We start from the raw sequence: 24,932 nt of genomic DNA, 5'->3' as shown, positions 1-24,932 counted from the left end.
ATCCAAAAGTTTTATATTACATTCAAGCATATAGCTATACAAGGCGTTAGGGTTTCCCATCAACCTTAGACATCTCATGATAATACCGGAATAGGGTGGTCTCCATGGGTGTGTATCAGACTGAACGGGTGAAGAGCGGCATCCCTGGGTTCGATGATTTAATCCAGGGCGGGTTTCCCAAGGGAACGACGGTTCTTGTCACTGGTCCTACCGGAAGCGGAAAAACGACTTTTGGTGTTCAGTTCGTGTATAAAGGGGTTGAGCTTTATAATGAACCCGGGGTGATAGTTACCCTGGAGGAGAGGGCACAGGATCTCAGGAAAGAAATGATGGCCTTCGGTTGGGACATGGAAAGATACGAGAGGGAAGGGAAACTCGCGATCATCGACGGCGTCAGCGCCGTGGTCGGCCTTCCGTCTGAGGAGCAGTACGTTCTTGAGGGTAACCTCAATGCGGAGGACTTTCTCCGTTACATCTACCGCGTTGTCAAGGCCATAGATGCGAAAAGGCTCGTCATCGACTCCATACCGTCGATAGCCTTCAGACTCCAGGAGGAGTCAAAGATAAGGGAAATCCTCCTCCAGCTCAACACGATACTCCTTGAGATGGGTGTTGTGTCCATCCTGACCACGGAGGCCCCCGATCCGAGCAGAGGAAAGATAAGCCGCTACGGAATCGAGGAGTACATAGCCAGGGGTGTCGTCCTTCTGGACTTCGTCGAAAAAGAGGTTGAACTGAAGCGCTATCTCTTGATCAGAAAGATGCGTGAAACCAAACATTCGATGAAGAAGTATCCCTTTGAAATCACTGAGGAAGGCATCGTAGTCTACCCAAGCGGTGAGGTTTACTGAGCTTTTCCCCGCCCCCCTTGGAGGAGGGATAAGTTTTTAAGAAGTATTCCTTACCATAAACCATGGTGACAAACAAAGGATTAGTAGTTGTTCCGTTGATTGGTTCGTTAGTGGTTCTGCTGGCTATGGCCCACATCGGCGCAACCACCGGGGGCCCTGACGAGTTCACCGGCGTCTGCGTGTATTCATCGGGTTCCTTTTCGCTCCTGAGCGACGGGAGGACTACTGTGGGGGTGTACGCGTCCCTCCGAGAGGGAGGGGTTTACAGGGTCGTGGGGAGATCCTACAACACGACCTCCGGAGCAAGGTTCAGGAATGCCCGTGTAGAGCCCGCCGAGCCGAACTTTCCCCTCTCCACTGTGAAGGGCGCTTACTGGCCGTCATCCGGTCCCTACATATTGACGCCTGAGAGGGTGAGGCTGGCGGTCGCCCTTCCGGTGGAAAAGGGTCGAATCGTGAGGGCGGAGGGGGTCTGGCACCGGGACCGTTTCTACCCCGTCAGATACAGGGTTCTGGGGTTTCCGGGGAAGCCCAGGAACGGCATGCCATGGGCCGTTGAGGGAACCGTGATTTACGACGGCCCAAGAACCGTGCTCTGGAACGGGAGCGAGGAGGTTGTTCTCTACCTTCCCTACGGCACGAGTCTCAAAATTGGGAAGCGCGTGAGGGTGGTGGGAATAGCCAGGTTCTACTCAAAGCTCTCCCTCATCGTTGATTCGCCCGATGATGTTGTCGTAACGGGCCGCGCGGAGCAGGTTCCGGTTTCAGAGGCATCCATCGGGGACATCGCCGTCGGTAACTGCACCGTAATCGGGGCCGGTCGCTCCCTTAAGCTCGACTGCACCGGATTGAGGCTCCGCAACTTCCGGGCCAGGGTCGGCGATAGGGTTCACTTCGAGGCCGTCATGAGGAGGTCTTCACTCTACTGCCTGGAGTGCAGGGTCATCGGTCCCAGGGAGGGGCTGCCCAACGGGATATGCTCCTTCTCGGATGGGGCGTTTGCAAGGATATCCGGGAGGGTTGAATGGGTCAGGGCCTACAGGAACGGTTTCGGACTGGCGAACGTCACGGACGGGGACTGCTGGGTTCTCCTTAAACTCCGGAAGTCGCTCAACGCCTCCCTGGAGGTTAACAGCACCGTAACGGCCTACGGCTTCTTCACGACCTACCGCGGCATGCCCGCCTTCGAAGTTGCTTCGGGTGATGACCTTTGCTCCGGGAACTGCTGAGCGGAATCCTCGCGGGAAGCCTCAGCGGCCTCCTCCCGGGAATCCATGTGAACACCCTTGGGGCCTTCCTGGCAACCGCGAGGACGGGCGGGAACCTCCTGCTGTTCTCGATGGGGTTAACCCATACGTTCCTGGACGTCGTTCCCTCGGCTTTTCTCGGCGTCCCCGACGAGGGAACCGCCCTTGGAATCCTGCCGGCTCACAGGCTCGTTCTTCGTGGAAGGGCCATGGAGGTCGTTAGGATAGCACTGTGGGCGAGTTTTCTGGCGGTTCTCATGACGATCCTCCTATCCCCCCTCTATCCCGTGCTGGCGGACGCGTACACCCCGAAAATTGGGAGGGCGGTCGTATGCTTTCTGGCCCTTCTCCTGATTTTCACCGAGAGGGGCCCGAAAAAGCTCCACGCGGCGCTGGTGTTCCTCCTCTCCGGCCTCCTGGGAGTTCTGGCTTTTCGGCTTCCCCTAATGCAGCCGTACTATCACCTGTTTACCGGGCTCTTCGGCTTGCCCGTGCTCGTCACCGCGATTCTGGGAGGAAGCGGGAACCTGGCGGGGGGCGATGGGAAAATCAGAATGGACTTGAAACGCTTCCTGGGCTTCTCCTTCCTGGGAACCTTCCTCGGGATGGTGGCCTCGCTGGTTCCGGCCTTCACCGCCTCGCAGGCGGCCCTGATGGGCTCCTTCCTCTCCAAGGACGAGCGCTCTTTTTTGACGGTCGTTTTTTCCGTCAATACCGCAAACTTTCTGTTCTCTTTCGTGAACTTCCTGGAAACCGGGAGGGTGAGAAACGGCATCGTGGCGCTCATGGCTCCCGACGCCTCGGGATTCCTGCCGTACTACGCTCTGGCGGCCCTCTTCGTCTCCCTTCTGGTTCTGAGCTACGGCGAGCCCCTGGCGGGCATCGTACTCAAATCACTGACTCACGTGCCCTACAGACCTCTGAACGGTGGGGTTGCAATCGTCCTCCTGCTCCTCTCCCTGTACTTTGACGGCCTCCTGGGACTCCTCGTCCTCGCGGGGGGAGCCATGATAGGACTGCTGGCGGTGACCCTCGGCGTCAAAAGAACGAACTGCATGGGGGTTCTCATGCTCCAAATAATAATCGGATAAGAAGAGGAATCAGGGGGATTTCTCCTTCAGAATCCTCTGGAGTTCGTTGTAGTCCGTTACTATTCTCTTGTCGTCCAGCGTAGTGAAGTACGCCTTCTTGACCCGGATCTTCTTAGTACTTACGTACTTCTTCTCGGGCGGATCGTAAGAACCTGGCTCGACGACCTCGTCCTCGATCGTGTACATGCCGAGGTCGGGCTGGCCGACGTATTTCCAGACCTCGTAGAAGACCTCCGGCTCAAGGTGGATTTCGCCGTCAATCTCTATCCAATCCGCCCCTATTTCCTTGAGAAACTCCTTCACTACCTCGAAGTGCATAGAATCACCGGCATAATATAGGACGCTAAGGGTTATATACCTATCGCCGAACTTCAACCGGTGGTGAGAGATGGCGAAGGTAGTGGTTGACGCCCAGGCCGCGAGGGCGATAGGTAAGGGCGCGATGATAGTCTTCAAAAAGGGTGTCGTGAGAGCCGAGGGCGAGTTTTCACCCGGCGACGTGGTGGAGGTGTACACCCGGGGCGGCAAGTTCCTTGGGAAGGGCTTCGTCAACCCCAACTCCAACATAATGGTCAGACTCGTCACCAAGGACCGCGATACTGAGATAAACAAGGAACTCTTCCGCGAGAGGATTAAAAAGGCCAACGAGTACCGGAAAAAAGTCCTCGGTTATGAAGAGGCATACCGCATGGTTTACGGCGAGGCTGACTACCTCCCGGGCCTTATAGTTGACCGCTTCAACGAGATAGCCTCACTCCAGATTTCGAGCGTCGGGATGGAGAGGTTTAAGCTCGACCTGGCCGAGGCCATAATGGAGGCTGAACCCGAAATCGAGACCGTCTTCGAGAAGAACACGGGGAGGAGCAGGCGGAGGGAGGGCTTACCCGAGATAGAGCGCGTCCTCCTCGGGAAGGAGAAGTACCGAACGATAATCAAGGAGGGGAAAGCGAGGTTCATCGTTGATATGCGCGGTCAAAAAACCGGCTTCTTCCTCGACCAGAGGGAGAACCGCATCGCTTTGGAGAAGTACGTCAAGCCCGGGATGAGGGTTCTCGATGTGTTCACATACACCGGCGGCTTCGCGATTCACGCCGCCGTCGCCGGGGCGGATGAAGTTGTCGCCGTCGATAAGTCCCCCTGGGCCATAAACATGGTGAAGGAGAACGCCAGGCTCAACGGTGTGGACGACAGGATGAAGTACGTCGTTGGCTCGGCCTTCCCAATTATGGAGGAGATGATAAAGAGGGGGGAAAAGTTCGATATAGTGATCCTCGATCCCCCTGCCTTCGTTCAGCATGAAAAGGACCTCAAACGCGGGCTCAGGGCGTATTTCAACGTGAACTACGCAGGCCTGCAGCTGGTAAAGGAGGGTGGCATACTCGTCACCGCATCGTGCTCCCAGCACGTCGACATGCAGGCCTTCAAGGACATGGTGATAGCGGCCGCGGCCAAGGCAGGCAAGTTCCTCAAGCTCCTTGAACCCTACAGAACCCAGGCGCCGGACCACCCGATACTGATGGCCTCAAAGGACACTGAGTACCTCAAGGCGCTCTTCCTCTACGTTGAGGATATGAAGTAGCCGCTCCGTCCGTGGGCGTCTCAGCACTCACGCCGGTCTCAGAGGAGGTGCATTATCTTCATCGCGGCCGTTGAAGATTGGGGGGTTGGCAATTAAGACTTTTTCACCCCCAACTTTATAGTGTTCCCCGACGATTCTTAACCATGTCCCTTCGGGTGTTGGTCTTCGATAGCGGCGACCCAAGGTTCGACCTGGCCTTTGAGGAAGCTTTGGCCAGGTTACGGGCTAGGGATAAGATTCCCGACACCCTTCGTCTCTGGAGAACATCATGCTCCGTCGTTCTTGGGTACTTCAGAAGCCCCGGAGAGGACGTCAACCTCGACGTGGCAGACCGGGAAGGAATTCCCCTCATCAGGCGCTTCAGCGGCGGGGGGACCGTGTATCTCGACAGGGGTTGCGTGAATTATTCCATCGTCATGAAGAGGGAGGTTGAGTTTCCCATATCGTACCTCTATGAGACCGTCCTCCGGGGCACGCTCACTGCCCTCGAATCCCTGGGTCTCTCCCCCTACCTCAGGAACGCGAACGACGTTGTCGTGAACGGAAGGAAGGTTTCGGGAACCGCCGCGAGCATCAGATGGGGCGTTCTCTTTCTGCACGGCTCCATTCTGGTTGATGCGGATTTGATAACACTTCGGGCCCTGCTTAAGGCTCCGGAGAGACTCAAGCCCTCCGTTGACCCCGTGAAGTACCGCGTGGCAAACCTCCTTGAGTTCGCTGGGGGCATCGATGTGGGTGATGTCATGGACGCTCTAATTCGCGGGTATTCCAAGGTGCTTTCGGAGGACGCTTACCTGGATGAACCGTCGGGGGAGGAGCTCGACGTTGCCGGGATTCTCCATCGCCTCAAGTACTCGCGCGACGAATGGAACCTCATGCTCCCCTTGTCTCATTTGGTGAGTATTGAGAAAAACGTAGAGAAGGAACTGGAAGGTCTGGGCCTTTAACCCTCGAAGAAGCCCCTCTCCGCCGCGAGCCTTAGGGTTCTCCTGTAGTCTATCACCATCGGCCCGTTTCTCGTGAGCCTGGCGGTTATCTCGCCGTCCATCTCGACCTCCCTCTCGCCATCGAGGGCAAAGAGGGTTGGAGTGGTGCGTATCTCAATCTCCTCCCCGAGGGGTACCTCCCTGGCCTCCCCGATGAGAACCCGTTTGAAGACCCCCGGCGCTATCGGGGCCTTTACAGGCCTGCCCTTTCCTACCTCCAGGTACAGCCCGAAATCGTCCTCGTCCTTTACCTCCCCTAAGATTCCGGCGATGGAGCTGAGTCCTATGTTTGATGGTGAACAACGGCTGACAACGAGTTCCCTGATGTACTCCGGCTTCCACACCGCCTTTGAGCCGACGAATGAATGGGTTGTTGCCGCGGCGTCTACAAGGGCTATGTCCCTCAGCTCACCGTTTTCGAAGAGCTCTATCCTCTTCGTCCTGTAGGTTCCTTCCTCCTGCTTTACGACTCCGGTCGCAATCGCCGCCACTGCTTCCCCGGCTATCGTGGCCTCTATCATGTACGGGAAAACGTTGTTGGTTCCGGTGGAGATGGGCATTATCGGCGTGTCCCCGCAGGCCTTCGCCACTATCCTGTTGGTTCCATCTCCGCCTATCACCACAATGACGGAGGCTTCCCTTCCCATGATTTCGGCCGCTTTGTAGGTGTCGCGCCAGTCCCCGAATATCTTCATGTCCAGCAGATCAACCTCTATGTTCAGGTGCTCCTCAACGGCCCGTTTTGCGCCGGGGATTATCCCGAAGGTCTCGGGCATGCCGATTACCCTCTCCACCCCCAGCTCCTGGAGTATCAGAAGGAGCCTCTCGACTATACTGACCTTCTCCATGTTGTCGAAGACGCTGGCGTGGGCGACCAGCCGCCTTATGTCCCTTCCGGATTCCGGATTGGCTATTATCCCGACGACTCCTTTCTTCATCCTTCAGCCCTCACGGGTCTCCGAAGACTTCTCCGGGGTTTTCCAGGTAGTGCTTCACCCGTCCCAGGAACCTCGCCGCTGGGGCACCGTCTATCGCCCTGTGGTCGAAGCTCAGGGACAGGGTCATGACCCTGGCCTTTTTTATCTCTCCGTTCCTTACAACCGGCTTTTCGGCTATTCTATTGAGGCCCAGAATCGCCACCTGGGGCGGGTTTATTATCGGAGTGAACGAGTCAACCCCCAGCATTCCCAGGTTCGTGACCGTGAAGGTCCCCCCGACGAAGTCCTTTTCCTTCAGGAGGCCTTTTTTCGTCCGCTCCACGAGGTTGGAGTACTCATCGAGAAGCTCCTCAAGGCTTTTCTCGTCAACGTTCCTGATTACCGGGGTTATCAGCCCCATCGGGCTGTCGACGGCCACGTTTATGTTGATGTCGTTGTAGACCGTTATCCTGTCCCCGTCCATCGTCGCGTTCATGTCTATGAAGTCCCGGATTGCCTTTGCTGTGCACTTCAGCATGAGCACGGTGTAGGACGGCTTCCTCCCGAGCTTTTCAGTCAGTTTTTCCCTCATCTCAACGAGCCCGTCCATCTCCGCCTCCATGTTGATTGTGACGTGGACTGCCTCTCGGTAGCTCTCGGAGAGTCTTCCCGCTATCACCTTCCTTATTCCGATTAGCTTGACCTCCCTCAGAACCTTCGGGTAGAAGTGCTCCTTGATGTACCTCTCAAGGTCTTCGAGGGTTACCTCGCCATCCGGCCCGGAGCCCTCAAGCTTCGAAAGGTCTATCTCGTACTGCTCCGCTATCATCCTGACCTCTTCGTCCGTCATGCGATCACTCTTCCGCCTCTATTGTGGCTATAACCTCCCCGACGGGCACTTCCGCACCCACGTCGTGGAGTATCTCCGCCAGGCGGCCGTCTTCCGGTGCCTCTATCTCACCTGTCAGCTTCTCGGACTGAACCACCGCGATAACCTCCCCTTTCTTGACGTGCTCCCCGGCTTTCTTTTTCCATTCCACAATCTCTCCCTTCTTCATAGTCATGCCGAGCTTCGGCATTATTACGTTTACTTTTTTCATGATGCTGTCCCCCAAATTCACAAATTATAAGGGCAATAGCTGGATTAACCTATATAATACTTGCGAAATACGTATATAGAGGTTTTTTCATTAGTATAGTGTTCAAATCTCTTTTTGAAAATAACATGGTGAGAAATCTAGGTTTTGGAGGAGGAGATGCCATGCCAGCTGAGGAAATACCCAGGGAAACCCTGCTGTGGATGTACGAGGCCATGGTTAGGATAAGGGTTCACGAGGAGAGGGTCGCGGAACTCTTTGCTCGGGGCAAGATACCCGGCTTTGTACATCTATACGTCGGGGAAGAGGCCGTCGCCGTGGGCGTGATGGCCAACCTCCGGAGGGAGGACTTCATAACGAGCACCCACCGGGGGCACGGCCACTACATAGCCAAGGGCGGGGACGTGAAGGCCTCGATGGCCGAGCTGTTCGGAAAGAAGACGGGAAGCGGGAAGGGAAAGGGCGGTTCGATGCACATAGCCGACCTCGACGTCGGTGAGCTGGGAGCCAATGGCATAGTCGGGGGCGGCATTCCCCACGCGGTAGGCGCCGGCCTGGGAATAAAGCTCAACGGCCTCGACAGGGTTGCCGTTGCCTTCTTCGGTGACGGTGCCTCGAACCAGCAGAACTTCCACGAGGGAATAAACCTCGCGGCCATCTGGAAGCTGCCGGTTGTATTCGTCTGTGAGAACAACCAGTACCAGATATCCCTCTCCTACGAGAAACAGCAGACGATAAAGAGCGTAGCCGAGAGGGCCAAGGCCTATGGAATCCCAGGTGTAAGCGTTGACGGACAGGACGTTCTGGCGGTCTACGAGGTGGCGAAGGAAGCCATCGAACGCGCCAGAAGGGGCGAGGGCCCCACTCTGATAGAGGCCAAGACCTACAGGTTCAGGGGGCACTTCGAAGGTGACCCGCAGGTCTACAGGTCAAAGGAGGAGATAGAGTGGTGGAAGAAGAACAAGGACCCGATAAAGCTCTTCGAGGAGAAGCTTCTAGCCAAAGGAATAGCCACCCGGGAAGAGCTCGATGCAATCTGGGAGAAGGCCCGGGAGGAAATCGAGGAGGCGGTTAAGTTCGCCGAAGAAAGCCCGTGGCCGTCGAAGGAGGAGCTCCTCGAAGACGTCTTCTCCACGCCCACCAAGGGGGTGCTCGTATGGCAGTGGTGAGGGAGATAACCTTCGCTCAGGCGCTCAACGAGGCGCTGGACTACGAGATGGAAAAGGATGAAAAGGTCGTCGTGATGGGCGAGGACGTCGGACTCTACGGGGGAATCTACGGGGTGACGGCTGGGCTCTACGAGAAGTACGGGCCCGAGAGGGTCAGGGATACGCCGATAGCGGAGAGCGGCTTCGTGGGCACCGCGGTTGGCGCCGCGGCGACGGGCCTGCTGAAGCCGGTCGTGGAGCTGATGTTCATAGACTTCCTCGGAGTCGCCTACGACCAGATATACAACCAGGCCGCAAAGATGAGGTACATGTTCGGCGGGAAGGCGAGGATACCCATGGTTCTCAGAACAACGTGCGGTGCCGGCTTTTCAGCCGCCGCCCAGCACTCCCAGTCGCTCCACGCCATCTTCATCCATGTTCCTGGACTCAAGGTTGTCATGCCGTCCACGCCCTACGATGCAAAGGGACTGCTGATCTCGGCGATAGAGGACGACGACCCGGTGATCTTCATAGAGCACAAGGGGCTCTACGCGGTTAAAGGGCCGGTTCCGGAGGAGCCCTACTCGATACCCCTCGGCGAGGCGGACGTTAAGAGGGAGGGAAAGGACGTAACGATAGTCGCAACGGCCGCAATGGTTCTCAAGTCCTTGGAAGTGGCGGAGAAGCTGGCGAAGGAGGGTGTGAGCGTCGAGGTCGTTGACTCGCGGTCGCTCGTACCCCTAGACGCCGACACGATCCTGAACTCCATCAAGAAGACCGGAAGGCTGGTCGTCGTTGACGAGGGCTACCCGAGGGCAAGCTTTGCGACGGACATAGCGGCGCTCGCCGCCAGCAGGGCCTTTGAGCGCCTGAAGGCGCCGGTCAAGATAATCACACCGCCGGCGACACCTGTTCCCTTCAGTCCCGCCCTCGAAAACGAGTGGATACCCTGCACGGAAAGAATAGAGAACGCGGTCAGGGAGGTTCTCTGACCTCTTTTTTTTGGAGGTGGAAACATGCTGAAGGCCGCTTTCATGTTCGTTGCACCGGAAGCAGACCCCGCGGGGCACAGGGCAATCGTCAGAACCCCGATGGTGGAACTCCATGTCGTCGGCGTCAAAAACTACGATGAGGCCTGTGAAGTTGCAAAAAAGCTCGTTGAGGATGGAATCGCGGCGATAGAGCTGTGCGGAGGTTTTGGTCATATCGGTGTGGCCAGAATCGTTGAGGCCGTTGAGGGGAAGGTTCCGGTGGGGGTTGTGAGGTTCGACGTTCATCCAGGTCTGGATGGAAAGAGCGGAGACGGTATTTTCGGGTGATTGTCTTGGAGGAATGGACGTTCTACGTAACCGGAAAATCCCTCTCGGGAACTAAGCTGCTCGCGAGGGTCAGGGATTTCGAGGTTCTCGTTGACGAGCCCGGGGAGATAGGAGGAACCAACGAGGCCCCAAACCCTGTGGAGTACCTCCTCGTGGCGCTGGCCGGCTGTCTGAACGTTACCATCAGGGGAATCGCGGAGGAGAAAGGAATACCTGTGGAGTCGCTTGAGATGGCCATCGCCGGAAAGCTGAACCCTGAGAAGTTCCAGGGTCTCTCGGGGGAGGGGCGCGCGGGCTTCACCGAGGTGACGGTCTCGGTTTACCTGAAGGCTGACGCCCCCAGGGAAAAGATTGGGGAGCTCTTGAAGGAAGCGGAAGAGCGCTGTCCGGTCACTGACAACCTGATAAACGCAACTCCGGTTCGGATAGTGCTGAAGGAGTGACCTTTCTTTTTTTGCTCACGTTCGACTAAAATCAACGGAAAAGGCAGGTGGGAGAATGGGAGTTGAGGAGATACCGAAGGAAACCCTGTTGGAACTATACGGGACAATGCATCGGATTAGGACGTACGAGGAGACACTTGCGAAGTGGTACTACGAGGGAAAGAGCCCGCGCTTTGACATATCCGCCGGTCCGATTCCAGGAGAGCTGCACCTGTCCTCGGGTCAGGAGTCAGCCGCCGTTGGTGTGTGCATACACCTTAGGGACGAAGATGCGGTTATAGGAACCCACAGGGCCCACCACTTCGCGATAGCGAAGGGGGTCGACCTGAAGAAGATGACGGCCGAGATATTCGGCAGGGCCACCGGTCTTTCCGGGGGCAAGGGCGGCCACATGCACCTCTTCGACGCGGCCAAAAACTTCAGCTGCAGCGGTATCGTTGGTGCGAGCTTCCCGCAGGCCGTTGGGGTTGGCATCGCGGCCAAGCTGAAGGGCGAAGACTACGTGGCAGTCGCCGTCGGCGGTGACGGAGCGGCCAACCAGGGAACTTTCCACGAGGCGCTCAACCTTGCAGCCGTCTGGAAGCTGCCGGTTGTATTTCTGATAGAGGACAACGGCTGGGCCATCTCCGTTCCAAAGGACAAGTCAACGGCCGTCGCCAAGAACAGCGAGAGGGCTAAGGCCTACGGCATTCCCGGGGTCAGCGTTGACGGCGCCGACGTTATAGCGGTCTATGAAGTCGCCAAGGAAGCCGTTGAAAGGGCGAGGCGCGGAGAGGGGCCGAGCCTCATAGAGGTCAGAACGTACAGGCTCAGGGGGCACTTCGAAGGTGACCCGCAGCTCTACAGACCGAAGGAGGACTTCGAACTGGCGAAGGAGAAGGACCCGCTGGACAACTTCAGGAAGCTGCTGCTTGAGAAGGACATCGCCACGGAGGAAGAGCTGGCGAGAATCGAGGAAGAAAACGAGAGGAAAGTTCAGGAGGCCATAGACTTCGCCCTCAACAGCCCGTATCCTGAGCCGGAAGAAGCTCTGAAGGGTGTTTTTGCGGGGGGTGATTGAAATGGCGAGGAAGCTCCCCATGTACAAGGCGATAGCCGAAGCGATAGCGCAGGAAATGGAGCGCGATGAGAACGTCTTCGTCATGGGCGAGGACATCGGTGCCTACGGTGGAATCTTCGGTGCCACGAACGGACTCCTTGAGAAGTTCGGCCCTGAGAGGGTTAGAGATACGCCCATAAGCGAGTCGGCTTTCATAGGCGCCGCCCTCGGGGCCGCATCGAAGGGCATGAGGCCGATAGTCGAGCTGATGTTCGTTGACTTCTTCGGCGTGGCGATGGATCAGATATACAACCACATCGCCAAGGCGCACTACATGTCGGGCGAACAGGTTAAGATGCCCATAGTCATAACCACAGCCATCGGCGGAGGCTACAGCGATGCGGCCCAGCACTCCCAGTGCCTCTACGGTCTGTTCGCCCACGTTCCGGGACTCAAGATAGTAATCCCCTCCAACTCCTACGACGCCAAGGGACTTATGATATCCTCCATACGGGACGACAACCCGGTCATGTACTTCTTCCACAAGGGACTCATGGGGCTCGGATGGATGCCCTCCCCGGAGGAAGCCGCGGTTGAAGTGCCCGAGGAGCCATATACCGTCCCAATCGGCGAGGCCAAGGTCGTGAGGGAGGGCGACGATGTGACCATAGCGACGGTATCTCGCATGGTCTACGAGGCCCTGTGGGCGGCCGAAGAGCTCGAAAAGGACGGGATAAGCGCCGAGGTCATTGACCTGAGAACCCTCGTTCCCCTCGATAAGGAGACCCTCATAGACTCCGTCAGGAAGACCGGAAGGCTTCTCGTCGTGGACGAGGATTACATGAGCTACGGGATGAGCGGCGAGATAATAGCCACCGTCGTCGAGAGGATAGGCAGCGAGCTCAAAGCCCTGCCGAGGAGGATAGCCTACCCGGACGTTCCGGTTCCGTACAGCAGGGTGCTGGAGAGGTTCGTCCTTCCGGACAGGGAGAAGATAGTGAAGACAGTGAAGGACATGGTCGGGTGAGCGGCAGAATGGAGGCGGAGGTCAAGGTACCCCGGACGACGAAGGAGGAAAAGACCGGCGTCCTGCTGAGCTGGTACAAAAACGACGGCGACCCCGTCGAGGAGGGTGAAGAAATAGCGGAGGTCATGATAGAAAAGGTTACCGTGCACGTTAAGGCCCCGGCGAGCGGGAGGCTTAAGATTCTGGTGAAGGAGAACGAGGAGGTGGCGCAGGGCCAGGTGATAGGCCTCATCGTGGCCTGACCTTTCATTTTTTCATTATCAAACTGTGCCTCCACCTCGTCCCGACCTTGAACTTCACGTCCCTCACGGAGTAGCCCAGCCCTTTTCCCTTTTCTTCTATGGCCTTTATCAGAGGCTTTTTGTCCGGAAGGAAGAGGGCAACCCTGCCGCCGGGCTTCAAATGATCCAGCGCCTCCTCGATGAGCCTCACCGAGAAGGCCTCGCCGTGTTCGCCTCCTCCAACGCCTTCCCTCTCCGTCAGAACGCTCCTTGTCGGCCTCTCGTAGTACGGCGGGGCTGAAAAAATCACGTCAAAGCGCTCGCCTTTGGGAATTACCCCCCTGATTATCCCCCCGTTGCTCCTGATGAGCTTAACTCCGGCGCCGTTCCGCTCGATGTTCTTCCTGGCATACTCGAAGAACTCCTCGTCGAGCTCCGTCGCGGTAACGTCGCACTTGAAGAGCTTCTCCGCCATTAGCGCCATCATCGCGGTGTGTCCGGTTCCGATTTCCAGAACCCTCTCGTCCCCGCGCAGGAAGGTCTTGAGGAATAGGTAGCGCGAAACGGGGGTGGTCACGAGCCCGCGCGGGTGGTATTCTATCTCCAGCCCGAAGAGGGCCTTCGCTATGGCTTTGTTGTAGAGTATTCTCGCTTCCCTGTTCGAGAAGTCGAGCCTCCCGCGCCCGTCGAGGTAGTCGTTCAGCTCCGGAAAGAGCTTCACGGCCTCTTTTACCGGCAGTCCTAGCTTTCCATCCTTCCAGAGGGGCATAAAAAGAGTTGGGGGAGGGGCTTAAAAGCTCATCCCCTCGGGTCAACCAGCCTGCCGATGAAGAGCACGAGCCCGCTGTCCCTGTCGACTATGAGGAACAGGAAGGGATGGTCTGCCCTGAAGACCTTGTACTCCGGGGTTTCTCCGGGGGCCGAAACCGCCGTGAATATCACCGCCGTCGCCGCGGCCGCCTCGGTGCCGTTCTCGGCAACGCTTATGAAGGTCTTGTGGACGACCTCGCTTATGGCGATGGGCTCCTCTGAGATGCCCGAGAAGTCCGCACGGTCAGTGAAGGCTTTTCTCATGCCCATTCCCCTGAGTGTCTCGCCCAGCTGGTATTCGCCCTCGAACCTGAACTTCGGTACCGTCACGTCAACTTCCTCCGGCTTGAGAGAGCTGAGGAGCCCCTGCAGGAACCGCGGGCTCAGCTTTTCCTCTATTTCGTTTAGGCCGTCCCTCTTCTTTGGGAGGATTATCACCATGCTGAAGTTGCTGAACCTGGAGCCCTCGTAGGGCATCTCAAGGGCCTGAATCTCGTCGGTCTCAGCGTAGTTGAACTTTCCAACCCTGTTCATCATTGGAACCGTTACCCTTTCACCGGTGGGCAGGGTAAAGGTGTCGTTCTTCGTGGCGTCCGGACTGAAGCGGAGCGTCCAGTTGGCCTTGAAGTATACGGCGTTGGTTATTATCAGTCTCGTGTCCGGTGTCAGGCCGCTCACGAGGTTCTTTATCCTGCCGTTGGTTTTCTCCTCCGCCCATTCGTTGATCGTTCTCTCCGCCCCCTCCGGGTCACCCCTGAAGTCAAGCTCTTCCACATCGCCCAGATAGTACCGCCTTATGGTGTCGAGGTACTCCTCCCGCACGGGATAGTCCTTCTGAACCCAGAGGGCATTGGCTATCCTAAGCTCTATCCCGGAGGGTCTCCCGGCGTCGAGCAGGAGTGTCCTGAACGCTTCCCTGCGCAGGGTTTCGTTCTCGGGAATGTGGAGAACCTTTGCCATCTCCCCGGCGGTCTCGCCGCGTGCGCCCTCGTAGGCCATTGTCATCGCCGTGAAGACGCTGAAGGGCGAGATGAAGAGGTTCCCGTTCTCCCTCGACAGCTCGCGGTAGAGTTCAATGCCGAAGAGGTTGCTGGCTCCGACAACGTCCATGGCTTCCTCGGTCTGGGTCGGATCGAGAACGTCGTTCCCTGTCATTGGAGGGATGGGCGTCTCGCTTGAGGGGTTCTGGGGGGCGGTTGGCGTCCCTTCGTTATTGGCTATGCAGCCTGACGCGATGACCACAAAGACGAGTGCAAGCGCCAAAAGCCGCCTCATTCCCGTCACCGAATTACTCTCGGCGGGAAAATATAAATACATAGCGATAGTTTCAATCGAGTTTGAAACAAAATGGGAAGGGGGTCAGAGAAGGGCCAGGGCCGCCATAACCTTGGCATCTTCCACCAGGTTCTTTATCCAGGCGTACTCGTTGGGCTGGTGGGCGGTCTCGTCGAGCGTCGCCCAGACGACGGCCGGAATTCCGAGCTTCCTGAAGTAGGCCGCGAAGGTTCCGCCTCCTATTCCTCCGACCTTGGCTTCCTTTCCGCGGAGCTTCCTGAGCGCCTCCTGGAGGAGCTTCACTATCTCGCTGTTCGGGTCGGTTGGAGCCGGGGCGTCCATGCGCTGGAGAACCTCGAACTCTATCTCCGGCAGAACCTCTCCGTCGAACTCCTTCCGGTATTTCTCCTTGACCTCCTCGGCAAGGGCCTTGGCGTCGGCGAGGATGTCGTCTATGCCGTACCTCGGCAGAATCCTGCAGTCGAAAACCACTTCGTGCTCGCCGGGGGCTATGTTCGGGCTGTCGGCCGGGCCGTGAACCATCGTCGGCTCGAAGGTGCTCTCCGGCGGGTCGAACAGCTCGTCCCCCTCGCCGTACTTCTCGTGGAGGAGTTTGTCGAGGTGGTAGGCGAAGTCGAGGGCGACGCGGTGGGCGTTGAGTCCTTTGTCCGGCATGCTGGCGTGGACCTGCTTACCCCTGACCTTCACCCTGAGCCAGAGGATGCTCTTCTCGGCGACTTCGATAAAGGTGCCCTCCTCGTTTCCACCGTCCGGGACGAGAACCAGGTCGTCCTTCCTGAACAGCTCTGGGTGCTCCCTCATCAGCCACTCGACGCCGTACTTGCTTCCCGTTTCCTCGTCGCTGACGAAGGCTAAGACAACGGTCCTCTTCGGCCTTATCCCAAGGTTCATCATGGCCTTTACCGCATAGAGCGAAGCCACAAGGCTCTGCCCGTTGTCCTCGCTTCCGCGCCCGTATATCTTTCCGTCCTTGACGACGGGCTTGAAGGGCTCGGTGACCGTCCATTTGCTCATGTCTCCGGGCGGAACCACATCAATGTGGGTGAGGATCCATATCCTTGGACTCTTCTCGCCGTCCTGCCCGTAGTAGTAGGCCAGAATGCTCGGTCTCACTCCGTTCTTGGCCCGCTCATCGGGTGCGTTGTAGACCTCGACCCTGTCGAAGGGCCAGTCCTTTATCATCTCAAGCAGCTTCTGCGCCTTGTCGTATTCGCCCTCGTAGCCATAGTCCGGGCTTATGGCCGGGATTTTAATCAGTTCCACGAGGGTTTCCACCATCTCGTCCTGGAGCTTTTCAATCTCCTTTGAGATTTTTTCAAGCTCTGTCATTCATATCACCACCGTAGATTAGCTCGTTTCCGTTTTTAAACTCAACTAGGTACCTTTTCCCCAGTTCGAAAAGAAACGTTACCAGACGCTCGTAAAGGGGCTCAACTTCATCCCCAAAGCGCGCCTTCAGGGCCTTTCCTATCTCCCTGACGGTTCTCCGACCGTCGCAGAGCTCCCAGGTGTAGGCCCCTATCTCGTCAAGCTCTATCCTTCTGTGCTCGCCGTGGAGCTTCCTCGCCAGAAAATCAAGCTTGGATTCCATTGGTATGAGAAGGTAGTACTTCCCTTCGATCCTCTTCAGCTCGACCTTCTCGTTGCGCACTGGCACAAGGTTCATGTATTCCTCCATGTTCATTCCTCCGGCGTTCAAAATTTAAAGGTTGGGAAAGGAAAAAGAAGAAATCACTTCTTCTTGCCGGTCATGTAGAGCCAGACCGCTATTCCGGCCAGGAGGATGACACCGAGGATGTTGCTGCTGAAGCCAAAGCTCGGTGCGACGTTGGCCACTATGAGGGCGGCAAAGAATATGCCCATGAGGGCCTCGCCCGCGATGAGTCCCGCGGCACCGAGGACTCCGGGGTCGGTCGGGTTCTCCTCGTCGCTGCCCCTGGCCTTGCCGGCGAAGTGCTTGATTAGACCACCGATGAATATCGGGACGCCGAGGCTGAGCGGCAGGTAGATACCGACCGCGACCGGCATGACCGGGGTCCTGAACTTGGAGCCCTTCATGGCGAGTATCTCATCGAGGATTATGAGTGCTATTGCTATTCCAGCGCCGATGTATATCATGTTCCACTCAAGGTTGCCGGTGAAGACGCCCTCGGTGACCTTGGCCATGAGGAACGCCTGCGGAGCCGCCAACGCGTTCTCCTTCGCCGTCGGGGTTCCTGCTATACCGTAGGCCTGGATGAGCAGGTTGAGCACCGGGGCCATAACGAGGGCGGCGAAGAACGTTCCGACTATCTCGAATACCTGCTGTCTCTTCGGCGTTGCTCCGACGAAGTAACCGGTGGCGAGGTCCTGCATGGTGTCACCGGCTATGGCTGCAGCGGTACATATGACTGCCGCGACGAGGATTGTTGCCGCCATGCCCTCCATTCCGCTGAGGCCGAGGGCCTTGAGCACGAAGGCGGTGAAGAGCAGGCTCATGATGGTGATTCCCGAGACCGGGTTGTTGGATGAACCAACGACACCCGCCAGGTAGCCTGCTATTGAGCTTCCAAGGAAGCCGACGATGAGGAGTATCACCGCCATTATTGCCGCGATTCCCACCGAACCGATGATGTGGAAGTAGAGCAGGAACAGCGGAACGACGAAGGCAGCTATGAGCATCATCACGTAGTTGAGCGGAAGGTCCTCCTCGGTCCTGAGGATTGCCTCGCCGGACTGCTTCCTCTTTGCAACCTCAAGGCCGGCCTTGATACCCCTCTTTATCGGGTTCCTGAGCTTGATGAGGCTCCAGAGACCACCGACGACCATCGCGCCGACACCCATGTAGCGGATCTTGGTGCTCCAGATTGTCCACGCGAGGTCAAGGGCACTCATGTTGCCGTGGTCGATCTGGCCGGCGTAGAGGGGGATGGCTATGAACCAGGCTATGGCGCCGCCGAGGAAGACGAGGAACGCTATGTTGAGGCCAACGATGTAGCCAACCGCCACGAGGGCCGCGGAGAGGTCGCTTCCGATGTAGTAGACGCGGGAGCCAACGGCCTTTGCGGCTTCAACGGTTCCGGCCCAGAGGCCTGAGCTTCCGAGGAGCTTGAAGAGACCGCCGAAGATTCCACCGTAGAGTATCGGCTTGGCGTGGCTTCCGCCCTTGTCACCGGCTATGAGAACCTCGGCACAGGCGGTACCCTCTGGGTATGGGAGCCTCTCCTCGACGATGAATGCCCTCCTCAGCACAATCGTGAAGAGTGCACCGAGGGAACCGCCGAGCGCCGCTATCAGCGTCACGATATAGTACGGGAAGGTCGTGTAGTAACCGAGAACGATCAGCGCCGGGAAGGTGAATATGACTCCCGCGGCGAGCGACTCACCGGCGGACGCTGCGGTCTGAACCATGTTGTTCTCCAGGATGTTTCTGTCCTTGAATGCGAAGAGTATGGCCATCGAAATGACCGCCGCTGGAATACTGGCACTTACCGTCATTCCTGCATACATTCCAAGGTAGGCGTTCGCTGCGCCCATTACTATCGAAAGAACTATACCCAAAATAAAAGCCTTAACAGTGTACTCCGGTAGTGATTTCTCAGGTGGGATATATGGTTTTAGCCCCATAACTTACACCTCCCGAATGGTGGCGTAGTAATTAAACACTCCCGCTGTTAAAAATGTTTTGCTAAATCTCTATTTTTACAAATTCTACGAAATATTTGTCATAAGTCTGTAACTTATTGTTATGCAAATGAATGTAATCATGTACACCTTTTGACTAGATGTTATAATGTGCTCATCTGAATCTCACTTATGTGTCAAAAAATTCATGTTAATTTCACCGGGGCAGAGGGTAATGTCTTATATACCCTCACTGTGATACCCCTACGTCTGTAAAAGAAAGTGGGGGTGTATGGGTGATTGAGATAACCTTCCTCGGCAGTGGGGGCGGCAGGTTCATCACGATAACTCAGTTCCGCTCCACCGGGGGCTTCCACATCCGTGCCAGCAGGAACATCTACGTTGATCCTGGACCCGGGGCTCTGGTTCGTTCCTGGCGCTACAAGCTCGACCCCAGAAAGCTCGATGCAATATTCGTCTCCCACAGACACGTTGACCACTGCAACGACGTCGAAGTCCTGATCGAGGCCATGACGGGCGGCGCACTCAAAAAGCGTGGCATGCTGATAGCATCGAAGAGCGTCGTCTACGGCGATGAGACTCATACTCCCGCGGTCAGCAAGTACCACATGGACGTCCTTGAGAGCATACACATTCCCGAACCTGGGAGCAAGATAGCCATAGGCGACGAGGAGCTCATAATAACCCCAACGGCACATTCGGACCCTACCACGATAGGCTTCCGCATGAAGACCCGATACGGAGATGTATCCTACATTCCGGACACCGCGTACTTCGACGAGCTCCTTGAGTGGCATGACGGTTCGAGACTCATCATCGCCGCAGTGACCCGGCCCAGGGACATGGGCATTCCCTATCACCTCAGCACCGATGACGTTGTCATGATGCTCAAGAAGATGGGGGAGAAGCCAGAGACGCTGGTCATGAGCCACATCGGCATGAAGATGCACTTTGCGAACCCATACAAGGAGGCCAAGTACATCGAGACCGTCACCGGTGTCAAAACCTACGTCGCCAAAGAGGGCTTCAAGGTCATGGTGGAAAAGAATGAGATATCCGTGAGGACTCTGAGGCCAGCGAGGTTTGTCTGAGGGGTTTCGATGAGCGGAAGGGCCCTTTCATCGGTTTCGGCTTTCTCCTTTCTGCTCAATCTGTTCTTTGGGGGGTTTCGTCTGTCACTCGATCTCATGGTTCCCCTGCTCGTCTACTGGCTCTATCTGAGGGGAACCGGAAAGAGGCCCGGGCCTTGGGTTCTCGTCCGGGATTTGGGATTGATACTCCTCGCTGGAACGGCCGGCTGGTTGCTCGGGACTGTGATCTAATGATCTAAAAGTGAAAAGATGGGGTTCAGTTCTTCTTCACAGCTTCTTCAACTGCCTTTCTGACCGTTTCATAGGCCAGCTCGAACAGCTCATCGCGCCTTTTCTCGCTGGGGGCCTCGACAACAACGCGAATCTTCGGCTCCGTTCCGCTAGGCCTCACGAGAACCCACGAGCCGTCCCTCAGCTGGAAGCGGTAGCCTGAAATCGTGAGGACCTCCTTCACTTCTTCCCCCAGCCTCTCTTCGAGGATTCTGTAGGCCCTCTCAAGGGTGGCGTTCTTGAACTCGTCCGGGCACTTCACGTTCTTCTTGGTGAGGTAGTAGGCCGGTATCTCCTCCTGGATTATCTGGGACAGCGGCTTTCCGCGTTCGTCTATGAGCTTTATGAGCAGTCCCATGGTGACGAAGCTGTCTATCCACGGCCCAAACTTCGGATGGACGAGCTTCCACGGCTCCGCCGCGAATATGGCTCCATACCTCTTTATCCCATCGTGCGGCTGACCGAGGGGAACCCTGACGACCCTTCCGCCGGCGTTCTCAACGACGTGGTCTATCCTTGAGCCCGTGTCTATGGAGACGACGACCGTTCCCCCGCCGTGCTCCTCCACGTAGAGCTTCGCGAAAAGGGCTATGACGGTGTCCTCGTTCACGTACTGGCCCTTCTCATCGAAGACCGCTATCCTGTCGGCGTCTCCGTCCTGGGCGACCACGAGGTCAGCTCCAAGCTCCCTCGCCAGCTCGCCGAGGTAGGCTATGTTCTCGTACCTCGGTTCTGGCTTCCTTCCTGGGAAGTGGCCGTCAACGTGGGCGTTCACGCTCATCACTTTCGCTCCCATCTCACGGAGCAGATAGGGGGCAAGAACGCTTCCCGCGCCGTTGGCGCCGTCGTAGAGAACTTTGAGCTCAGTCTCGTGGTTCACGAATTCGAGAACGGCCCCTATGTACTCATCGATTACATCGAGGGCTTTTACGGTCTTTATCTCGTTCCATGCGGCCTTCCTGAAGTTTCCGGAGAACACTAGTTCCTCCAGTTCTCTCTCCTGCTCGACGTAGAACTCCGTTCCATCGCCGTTGAAGACCTTTATCCCGTTGTCTGTTGGGGGGTTGTGGCTCGCCGTAATCATCACGCCCGCGTCGCCGTTTTCCTTGGTCGCCCAAGCTAAAGCCGGTGTTGGGATTAAATCCGCATCAAGAACCTCTGTTCCCGTCGAGAGGAGGCCGGAGATGAGGGCGTTCTTGAGCATCACGCTGGATGTCCTTCCGTCCCTCGCAACGACGGTTTCTCCCCCGATGTACGTTCCCACTGCCTTTCCGATGTCCATCGCGAGATTCGGGGTGACCTTCTCCCACAGGGTGCCCCTAATTCCAGCGGTACCGAAGAGCTTCATAACACCACCGTGCTTAATTGGGGGGCGGTTTAAATACCTTTAGCGGAGTATATCGCCAGCCCCCTGAAGTTGGTGAGCCTCATCGTCCTCGGCATGGTGTCCCCCGCAAGGGGGAGTATGTAGACGGGGAGTCCGAGATTTTTCCCGAGGTTCAGGATGGGCCTCACTATCTCGGGGGTGGGTCTGACTGAATAGAGAGCGTTAGCGCTCCTGTAGAGTTCAGGCCTCGGGTTGAACAGGTCGTCGCGAACCGCGTTTATACCCAGATCCCTGGCCTTCTTAACCGACTCGGGATTCCAGTCTACCGCCAGAACGTCGTATCCGAGGTCCTTAAGTCTGAGTGCTACCTTGAACTGAAAGCCTATACCCAGTTCGATTATTTTTCCTCTTGGCACGTTCAGGGCCAGAAACTCTGCAAAATCTTCGATAGGCATGACTTGGGGTACGGGAGGGGATTTAAAAGGGTTGTTGATGCGGAGAGCCTATGGCTTTTCCTCCGAAACCCTCCCCTTCAGGACGCGGGCATATCGGACTTCCCCGTTTCCATCCTTGAAATAGGTTTTCTGAAATTGGCGGTGTAATTCCTTTTTCCGCCGTAACTTTCGACGAATTTAAATCCCTGCCTTTCAGCCATTGCGATGACAGTCCGCTGGGGCAGAAAATCGGGGTCTCCAGGCTGTTCAGTGATTGATAGGAGGCCGGAGGGGCGGAGAACTTTATAGATGCTCCGAAGACACGCTTCCGGGTCTGAAACTTCACCCAAGACTGCGACAAGAAAGACGACATCGAATTCGCCCTCGTCAAAGGGGAGATAAACGGCATCTCCTTGGGTAAATCCAACATTATTAAGTCCTGCTGACTCAATCTTGTGATGTGCCTTTTCGAGCATCTTTTGCTGTATATCAAACAGTTCTAGATGTCCGTGCGGAATGCGCCGTGCAACCTCAACGCTGAAGTAGCCAGAACCGGGTCCTATTTCAAGCACTCTTGAATCTTCTTTGAGATGGAGACGATCAGCCAGTCTCTGAGGCGAAAGGATGAGCCTTCTAAAAGGAGAGTCCAAGATAAATGAGAGCTGATATGGACAAACTCCGCCGCCGAAGAAACGCTTTAGGGTTCCCCTCTCCGCTGATTCCATTTGGTGGCCCCTCCCGTTTCGGGTCAAGGTTTTCGGTCCAAAAATGAGTGTTACTGTTATTGACAAGATGATGGTTAAAATCAGACTATACAGCCTGCCCTGCTCTGTCAGTGGAATGAGGTTCCCGCTGAAATTGCACATAAAATGGAAGAGGATAGCGGATAAGGTGCTGCGGTTGGTGTTGTTATAAATCCATGTGAATAAAATTGAAAGAAAGATTGGGCTAAAAATAAACATCCAGAAATCCAATGTTCCAAATTTTAACACGTCGTGCTGCCATTGTCCTTTCATGGAGAAAAGGGGAAAATGCCACAAGGCCCATACAGCGCCAAGGATAAGGCTTGAGAAAAGGGCATTGTATCTCGCCTGAAGCCCGTCCAGGGCATAACCACGCCAGCCCAGTTCTTCCGGTAACGGACCATAGAGCAGGATAAAAACGGCAAAAGGAAGGGTTCTCCAGGGTTCAGCCAGCAGATTTCTGGCCGTTTCGAACTCTGGCCACGGGGAGCCTGTAAGGACACTTAACAGAAGGGCAAGAGTGTTCAGCACAGGAAATGTGAGCCAGATAACCAGGTGCCATCTTTTACCAATCCGTCGTATATCAAACACCCGCTGCCAGTAATCCCGCCATTCTTCTTTATCGTGAGTGCGGAAGATTAGAATGATTTCCGCGATTGGGGGGCCAAACAATCCGAGGGCACCGAGAATTATTGCCGGGAATGTAAAAACATCCCAGTCTAGCAATATAACCCACATCCAGAAAAACCATGAAATGCCAAGGGCTAGAGCAAAAAACTTCCAGGGATTTGCAGGCTTTGGGGTTTTCACGATGTTTCCACCCCTTTATTCCGTATTGCTTCACACCGTGAGCCTTCCGTTTCATGCATGCGGACGATAAGTTCCTGGAAGACTCGGAATAATCGTACTCTTGTTGTTGCCCCGTAAATTCATCCAGTATTCATAATCGTTCCCGTGATAACCCCAATATGGCCTGCCAACGCACAGGGTATTCAAAAAACGGCACATTTCATGTAAACTGTTTGTTTTTACCTCCCATGCAGTGTCCATGAAGTACCCTCCGTATTACTACAATAGCTTCAAAATCATCCGAAGTTTTGGCAGAAGCCAAAATCCGGACGTGAGCTGGAAAACGCCTGCTTCACAAGCGTTTTATTCCTGTGCTCTCATGTTCTATGGGTTCATACCTTAAAAATATTGTGCAATGCTCGCAGCGGGCGGGTAATAATTTAAAATAAAAAATTCAGAACACCGCTTTTCCTGTGTCTTTTTTGAAGATGTGGGCTTTGTTCATATCGAAGACTACGTCAATCTCGTGCCCTTCCCTTACTTTTGATTCTGACCTGAATGCGCCCAGGAACGTCACTTCCCCAACGTGCAGGTGGACAATCTTCTCGCTTCCCAGGTTCTCGATGATGTCAACCGTTGCCCTGCTCATGTTCTCTCCCGGAATCTTCACTTGGGCGAACATTGCGTCGTAAATGTCCTCCGGGCGGATTCCGAAGATAACCTCCTTCCCGATCAGGCCTTCCTCTTCCAAAACCTCAACTTGGTCCGGGAGGAGTTTGAGTTTGAATTCTCCGAAGTCTGCAAAACCATCCTCGGTGATTGTCGCGTCCATGAAGTTCATGGGTGGTGAGCCAATAAAGCCTGCAACGAAAGTGTTCGCCGGTTTGTCGTAAACTTCCTCCGGCGTTCCGACCTGCTGGAGGACTCCGGCGTTTATCACGGCAATTCTATCGCCCATCGTCATTGCCTCCACTTGATCGTGGGTGACGTAAATGGTCGTGACTCCGAGTTGCTTTTGGAGTCTCTTCAATTCCGCGCGCATTTTTACTCTGAGTTTCGCGTCGAGGTTGCTCAATGGCTCGTCCATGAGGAAGACGTGGGGTTTTCTGACGATTGCCCTCCCCAGAGCGACTCTCTGCCTTTGACCGCCGCTTAATTCTTTAGGTTTTCTCTTGAGGAGTTCGGTTAAGCCGAGCATTTCGGCGACTTCTCTTACTCTTTGATCAATCTCCTGTTTCGGTACTTTCCTGAGCTTTAATGGGAAGGCGATGTTGTCGTAGACTGTCATGTGGGGGTATAATGCGTAACTCTGAAAGACCATGGCTATGTCTCTGTCCTTGGGGGCTATGAAAATGCCTTTTTCGGGGTCTGCGACGAGTTTATCCCCAATGTAAATCTGGCCTCTTGTTGGCTCTTCCAGGCCTGAAATCATTCTGAGCGTCGTAGTTTTTCCGCAGCCGCTCGGTCCGAGGAGAATCATGAACTCCCCGTCCTTAACTTCAAGGTTCATATCCTTAACCGCAGTAAAATCCCCGAACTCTTTCCACACACCGATGAGCTTTACTTCCGCCATGTTCTCACCT

Annotated in this window: 27 protein-coding genes; 14 read left to right on the top strand and 13 right to left on the bottom strand. The window is 55.9% G+C overall.

Annotated features, from left to right (window positions below):
• The first annotated feature begins 104 nt into the window (after nucleotides 1–104).
• The 3 genes from E3E51_RS10760 (at nucleotide 105) to E3E51_RS10750 (ending at nucleotide 3,189) form a co-directional block, all read left to right on the top strand.
• Nucleotides 105–851, top strand: a complete 747-nt coding sequence (locus tag E3E51_RS10760; protein WP_167913106.1) for an ATPase domain-containing protein — start codon at nucleotides 105–107, stop codon at nucleotides 849–851.
• Between the two features lie 62 nt (nucleotides 852–913).
• The gene (locus tag E3E51_RS10755) at nucleotides 914–2,080 is read left to right on the top strand and encodes a hypothetical protein (RefSeq protein WP_167913105.1); all 1,167 of its coding nucleotides are present in this window, start codon (nucleotides 914–916) and stop codon (nucleotides 2,078–2,080) included.
• Nucleotides 2,062–3,189: a tripartite tricarboxylate transporter permease gene (locus E3E51_RS10750; RefSeq protein WP_167913104.1), complete on the top strand. Its 1,128-nt coding sequence runs from the start codon at nucleotides 2,062–2,064 to the stop codon at nucleotides 3,187–3,189. Before E3E51_RS10755 ends, E3E51_RS10750 begins: the two co-directional genes overlap by 19 nt.
• A 9-nt stretch (nucleotides 3,190–3,198) precedes the next feature.
• Here the strand turns inward: E3E51_RS10750 and E3E51_RS10745 are convergent, their stop codons facing one another.
• Nucleotides 3,199–3,507: a DUF5748 family protein gene (locus tag E3E51_RS10745; protein WP_167913103.1), complete on the bottom strand. Its 309-nt coding sequence runs from the start codon at nucleotides 3,505–3,507 to the stop codon at nucleotides 3,199–3,201.
• Between the two features lie 70 nt (nucleotides 3,508–3,577).
• On the opposite strand from E3E51_RS10745, the gene E3E51_RS10740 reads away from it, so the two are divergent.
• Both E3E51_RS10740 and E3E51_RS10735 read left to right on the top strand, forming a co-directional pair.
• Entirely contained in the window at nucleotides 3,578–4,768 is a 1,191-nt protein-coding gene (locus tag E3E51_RS10740) for a class I SAM-dependent rRNA methyltransferase (RefSeq protein WP_167913102.1), read from the top strand.
• Nucleotides 4,769–4,911: 143 nt separating this feature from the next.
• A complete protein-coding gene (locus E3E51_RS10735) occupies nucleotides 4,912–5,715 on the top strand; it encodes a biotin/lipoate A/B protein ligase family protein (RefSeq protein WP_167913101.1) in 804 nt (267 codons plus the stop codon).
• Here the strand turns inward: E3E51_RS10735 and E3E51_RS10730 are convergent.
• Genes E3E51_RS10730 through E3E51_RS10720 form a run of 3 tightly spaced genes read right to left on the bottom strand, consistent with a single transcriptional unit; the run spans nucleotide 5,712 to nucleotide 7,771 of the window.
• The gene (locus E3E51_RS10730; RefSeq protein ID WP_167913100.1) at nucleotides 5,712–6,692 is read right to left on the bottom strand and encodes an NAD(+)/NADH kinase; all 981 of its coding nucleotides are present in this window, start codon (nucleotides 6,690–6,692) and stop codon (nucleotides 5,712–5,714) included. The genes E3E51_RS10735 and E3E51_RS10730 overlap by 4 nt on opposite strands.
• A gap of 10 nt (nucleotides 6,693–6,702) precedes the next feature.
• A complete protein-coding gene (locus E3E51_RS10725) occupies nucleotides 6,703–7,521 on the bottom strand; it encodes a dihydrolipoamide acetyltransferase family protein (protein ID WP_167913099.1) in 819 nt (272 codons plus the stop codon).
• A gap of 4 nt (nucleotides 7,522–7,525) precedes the next feature.
• On the bottom strand, nucleotides 7,526–7,771 hold the full coding sequence (locus E3E51_RS10720) for a biotin/lipoyl-containing protein (protein ID WP_167913098.1): 246 nt from the start codon (nucleotides 7,769–7,771) through the stop codon (nucleotides 7,526–7,528).
• A 161-nt stretch (nucleotides 7,772–7,932) separates the two neighbouring features.
• On the opposite strand from E3E51_RS10720, the gene E3E51_RS10715 reads away from it, so the two are divergent.
• From E3E51_RS10715 to E3E51_RS10685, 7 genes are read left to right on the top strand one after another with little or no spacing between them, the layout of a single operon-like run.
• On the top strand, nucleotides 7,933–8,937 hold the full coding sequence (locus E3E51_RS10715) for a thiamine pyrophosphate-dependent dehydrogenase E1 component subunit alpha (RefSeq protein WP_167913097.1): 1,005 nt from the start codon (nucleotides 7,933–7,935) through the stop codon (nucleotides 8,935–8,937).
• Nucleotides 8,925–9,908, top strand: coding sequence for an alpha-ketoacid dehydrogenase subunit beta (locus E3E51_RS10710; protein ID WP_167913096.1), 984 nt, complete (start codon nucleotides 8,925–8,927; stop codon nucleotides 9,906–9,908). The genes E3E51_RS10715 and E3E51_RS10710 overlap by 13 nt, the downstream gene beginning before the upstream one ends.
• A 24-nt stretch (nucleotides 9,909–9,932) precedes the next feature.
• The gene (locus E3E51_RS10705) at nucleotides 9,933–10,235 is read left to right on the top strand and encodes a DUF6506 family protein (RefSeq protein WP_167913095.1); all 303 of its coding nucleotides are present in this window, start codon (nucleotides 9,933–9,935) and stop codon (nucleotides 10,233–10,235) included.
• 5 nt (nucleotides 10,236–10,240) lie between these two features.
• Nucleotides 10,241–10,678 (top strand): OsmC family protein, encoded by a 438-nt coding sequence (locus E3E51_RS10700; RefSeq protein WP_167913094.1) that lies wholly within the window; start codon nucleotides 10,241–10,243, stop codon nucleotides 10,676–10,678.
• A gap of 55 nt (nucleotides 10,679–10,733) precedes the next feature.
• On the top strand, nucleotides 10,734–11,738 hold the full coding sequence (locus E3E51_RS10695) for a thiamine pyrophosphate-dependent dehydrogenase E1 component subunit alpha (RefSeq protein WP_167913093.1): 1,005 nt from the start codon (nucleotides 10,734–10,736) through the stop codon (nucleotides 11,736–11,738).
• A 1-nt stretch (nucleotide 11,739) separates the two neighbouring features.
• Nucleotides 11,740–12,744 carry an alpha-ketoacid dehydrogenase subunit beta gene (locus E3E51_RS10690; protein WP_167913092.1) on the top strand — a complete coding sequence of 335 codons (1,005 nt, stop codon included), beginning with the start codon at nucleotides 11,740–11,742 and terminating at the stop codon, nucleotides 12,742–12,744.
• An 8-nt stretch (nucleotides 12,745–12,752) separates the two neighbouring features.
• The gene (locus E3E51_RS10685; RefSeq protein WP_167913091.1) at nucleotides 12,753–12,986 is read left to right on the top strand and encodes a lipoyl domain-containing protein; all 234 of its coding nucleotides are present in this window, start codon (nucleotides 12,753–12,755) and stop codon (nucleotides 12,984–12,986) included.
• A gap of 4 nt (nucleotides 12,987–12,990) precedes the next feature.
• On the opposite strand, the gene E3E51_RS10680 is transcribed toward E3E51_RS10685, so the two are convergent.
• The 5 genes from E3E51_RS10680 to E3E51_RS10660 all read right to left on the bottom strand — a co-directional run bounded on the left by E3E51_RS10680 (nucleotide 12,991) and on the right by E3E51_RS10660 (nucleotide 18,677).
• Entirely contained in the window at nucleotides 12,991–13,734 is a 744-nt protein-coding gene (locus tag E3E51_RS10680) for a class I SAM-dependent methyltransferase (RefSeq protein ID WP_167913090.1), read from the bottom strand.
• A gap of 29 nt (nucleotides 13,735–13,763) precedes the next feature.
• On the bottom strand, nucleotides 13,764–15,050 hold the full coding sequence (locus E3E51_RS10675; RefSeq protein WP_167913134.1) for a serpin family protein: 1,287 nt from the start codon (nucleotides 15,048–15,050) through the stop codon (nucleotides 13,764–13,766).
• A gap of 84 nt (nucleotides 15,051–15,134) precedes the next feature.
• The gene (locus E3E51_RS10670) at nucleotides 15,135–16,400 is read right to left on the bottom strand and encodes a M20 family metallo-hydrolase (RefSeq protein WP_167913089.1); all 1,266 of its coding nucleotides are present in this window, start codon (nucleotides 16,398–16,400) and stop codon (nucleotides 15,135–15,137) included.
• The gene (locus tag E3E51_RS10665) at nucleotides 16,387–16,749 is read right to left on the bottom strand and encodes a PqqD family protein (protein ID WP_167913088.1); all 363 of its coding nucleotides are present in this window, start codon (nucleotides 16,747–16,749) and stop codon (nucleotides 16,387–16,389) included. Before E3E51_RS10665 ends, E3E51_RS10670 begins: the two co-directional genes overlap by 14 nt.
• 53 nt (nucleotides 16,750–16,802) lie before the next feature.
• A complete protein-coding gene (locus tag E3E51_RS10660) occupies nucleotides 16,803–18,677 on the bottom strand; it encodes an oligopeptide transporter, OPT family (protein ID WP_167913087.1) in 1,875 nt (624 codons plus the stop codon).
• A 293-nt stretch (nucleotides 18,678–18,970) separates the two neighbouring features.
• Between E3E51_RS10660 and E3E51_RS10655 the strand changes: the two genes are divergently transcribed.
• Together E3E51_RS10655 and E3E51_RS10650 are read left to right on the top strand one after the other, a co-directional pair.
• Entirely contained in the window at nucleotides 18,971–19,786 is an 816-nt protein-coding gene (locus tag E3E51_RS10655) for an MBL fold metallo-hydrolase (RefSeq protein WP_167913086.1), read from the top strand.
• A 9-nt stretch (nucleotides 19,787–19,795) separates the two neighbouring features.
• A complete protein-coding gene (locus E3E51_RS10650) occupies nucleotides 19,796–20,017 on the top strand; it encodes a hypothetical protein (protein WP_167913085.1) in 222 nt (73 codons plus the stop codon).
• Between the two features lie 25 nt (nucleotides 20,018–20,042).
• Here the strand turns inward: E3E51_RS10650 and glmM are convergent, their stop codons facing one another.
• The 4 genes from glmM to E3E51_RS10630 all read right to left on the bottom strand — a co-directional run bounded on the left by glmM (nucleotide 20,043) and on the right by E3E51_RS10630 (nucleotide 24,922).
• Complete coding sequence (gene glmM, locus E3E51_RS10645) at nucleotides 20,043–21,404, bottom strand: phosphoglucosamine mutase (protein ID WP_167913084.1); 1,362 nt, start codon at nucleotides 21,402–21,404, stop codon at nucleotides 20,043–20,045.
• Between the two features lie 29 nt (nucleotides 21,405–21,433).
• Nucleotides 21,434–21,838, bottom strand: a complete 405-nt coding sequence (locus E3E51_RS10640; protein ID WP_167913083.1) for a UPF0146 family protein — start codon at nucleotides 21,836–21,838, stop codon at nucleotides 21,434–21,436.
• Nucleotides 21,839–21,915: 77 nt separating this feature from the next.
• Entirely contained in the window at nucleotides 21,916–23,370 is a 1,455-nt protein-coding gene (locus tag E3E51_RS10635; RefSeq protein WP_167913082.1) for a methyltransferase domain-containing protein, read from the bottom strand.
• Nucleotides 23,371–23,803: 433 nt separating this feature from the next.
• Nucleotides 23,804–24,922: an ABC transporter ATP-binding protein gene (locus E3E51_RS10630; RefSeq protein WP_167913081.1), complete on the bottom strand. Its 1,119-nt coding sequence runs from the start codon at nucleotides 24,920–24,922 to the stop codon at nucleotides 23,804–23,806.
• Nucleotides 24,923–24,932: the final 10 nt, after the last annotated feature.

Origin of the sequence: Thermococcus sp. 21S7 (assembly GCF_012027615.1) — an archaeon.
Lineage (GTDB): Archaea > Methanobacteriota_B > Thermococci > Thermococcales > Thermococcaceae > Thermococcus.
Note: the sequence above shows the minus strand (reverse complement) of the source record. Positions and strands in the feature narration are given on the sequence as shown.

Bases quoted from the DNA above. Each gene is read 5' to 3' on its own strand.
- E3E51_RS10695 (WP_167913093.1), top strand. From the start codon at position 10,734: ATGGGAGTTGAGGAGATACCGAAGGAAACCCTGTTGGAACTATACGGG.
- E3E51_RS10710 (WP_167913096.1), top strand. From the start codon at position 8,925: ATGGCAGTGGTGAGGGAGATAACCTTCGCTCAGGCGCTCAACGAGGCG.
- E3E51_RS10725 (WP_167913099.1), bottom strand. From the start codon at position 7,521: ATGACGGACGAAGAGGTCAGGATGATAGCGGAGCAGTACGAGATAGAC.
- E3E51_RS10720 (WP_167913098.1), bottom strand. From the start codon at position 7,771: ATGAAAAAAGTAAACGTAATAATGCCGAAGCTCGGCATGACTATGAAG.
- E3E51_RS10640 (WP_167913083.1), bottom strand. From the start codon at position 21,838: ATGCCTATCGAAGATTTTGCAGAGTTTCTGGCCCTGAACGTGCCAAGA.
- E3E51_RS10675 (WP_167913134.1), bottom strand. From the start codon at position 15,050: ATGAGGCGGCTTTTGGCGCTTGCACTCGTCTTTGTGGTCATCGCGTCA.
- E3E51_RS10665 (WP_167913088.1), bottom strand. From the start codon at position 16,749: ATGGAGGAATACATGAACCTTGTGCCAGTGCGCAACGAGAAGGTCGAG.
- E3E51_RS10690 (WP_167913092.1), top strand. From the start codon at position 11,740: ATGGCGAGGAAGCTCCCCATGTACAAGGCGATAGCCGAAGCGATAGCG.
- E3E51_RS10680 (WP_167913090.1), bottom strand. From the start codon at position 13,734: ATGCCCCTCTGGAAGGATGGAAAGCTAGGACTGCCGGTAAAAGAGGCC.
- E3E51_RS10740 (WP_167913102.1), top strand. From the start codon at position 3,578: ATGGCGAAGGTAGTGGTTGACGCCCAGGCCGCGAGGGCGATAGGTAAG.
- E3E51_RS10745 (WP_167913103.1), bottom strand. From the start codon at position 3,507: ATGCACTTCGAGGTAGTGAAGGAGTTTCTCAAGGAAATAGGGGCGGAT.
- E3E51_RS10760 (WP_167913106.1), top strand. From the start codon at position 105: ATGGGTGTGTATCAGACTGAACGGGTGAAGAGCGGCATCCCTGGGTTC.
- E3E51_RS10630 (WP_167913081.1), bottom strand. From the start codon at position 24,922: ATGGCGGAAGTAAAGCTCATCGGTGTGTGGAAAGAGTTCGGGGATTTT.
- glmM (WP_167913084.1), bottom strand. From the start codon at position 21,404: ATGAAGCTCTTCGGTACCGCTGGAATTAGGGGCACCCTGTGGGAGAAG.
- E3E51_RS10715 (WP_167913097.1), top strand. From the start codon at position 7,933: ATGCCAGCTGAGGAAATACCCAGGGAAACCCTGCTGTGGATGTACGAG.
- E3E51_RS10730 (WP_167913100.1), bottom strand. From the start codon at position 6,692: ATGAAGAAAGGAGTCGTCGGGATAATAGCCAATCCGGAATCCGGAAGG.
- E3E51_RS10735 (WP_167913101.1), top strand. From the start codon at position 4,912: ATGTCCCTTCGGGTGTTGGTCTTCGATAGCGGCGACCCAAGGTTCGAC.
- E3E51_RS10660 (WP_167913087.1), bottom strand. From the start codon at position 18,677: ATGGGGCTAAAACCATATATCCCACCTGAGAAATCACTACCGGAGTAC.
- E3E51_RS10755 (WP_167913105.1), top strand. From the start codon at position 914: ATGGTGACAAACAAAGGATTAGTAGTTGTTCCGTTGATTGGTTCGTTA.
- E3E51_RS10670 (WP_167913089.1), bottom strand. From the start codon at position 16,400: ATGACAGAGCTTGAAAAAATCTCAAAGGAGATTGAAAAGCTCCAGGAC.
- E3E51_RS10705 (WP_167913095.1), top strand. From the start codon at position 9,933: ATGCTGAAGGCCGCTTTCATGTTCGTTGCACCGGAAGCAGACCCCGCG.
- E3E51_RS10685 (WP_167913091.1), top strand. From the start codon at position 12,753: ATGGAGGCGGAGGTCAAGGTACCCCGGACGACGAAGGAGGAAAAGACC.
- E3E51_RS10650 (WP_167913085.1), top strand. From the start codon at position 19,796: ATGAGCGGAAGGGCCCTTTCATCGGTTTCGGCTTTCTCCTTTCTGCTC.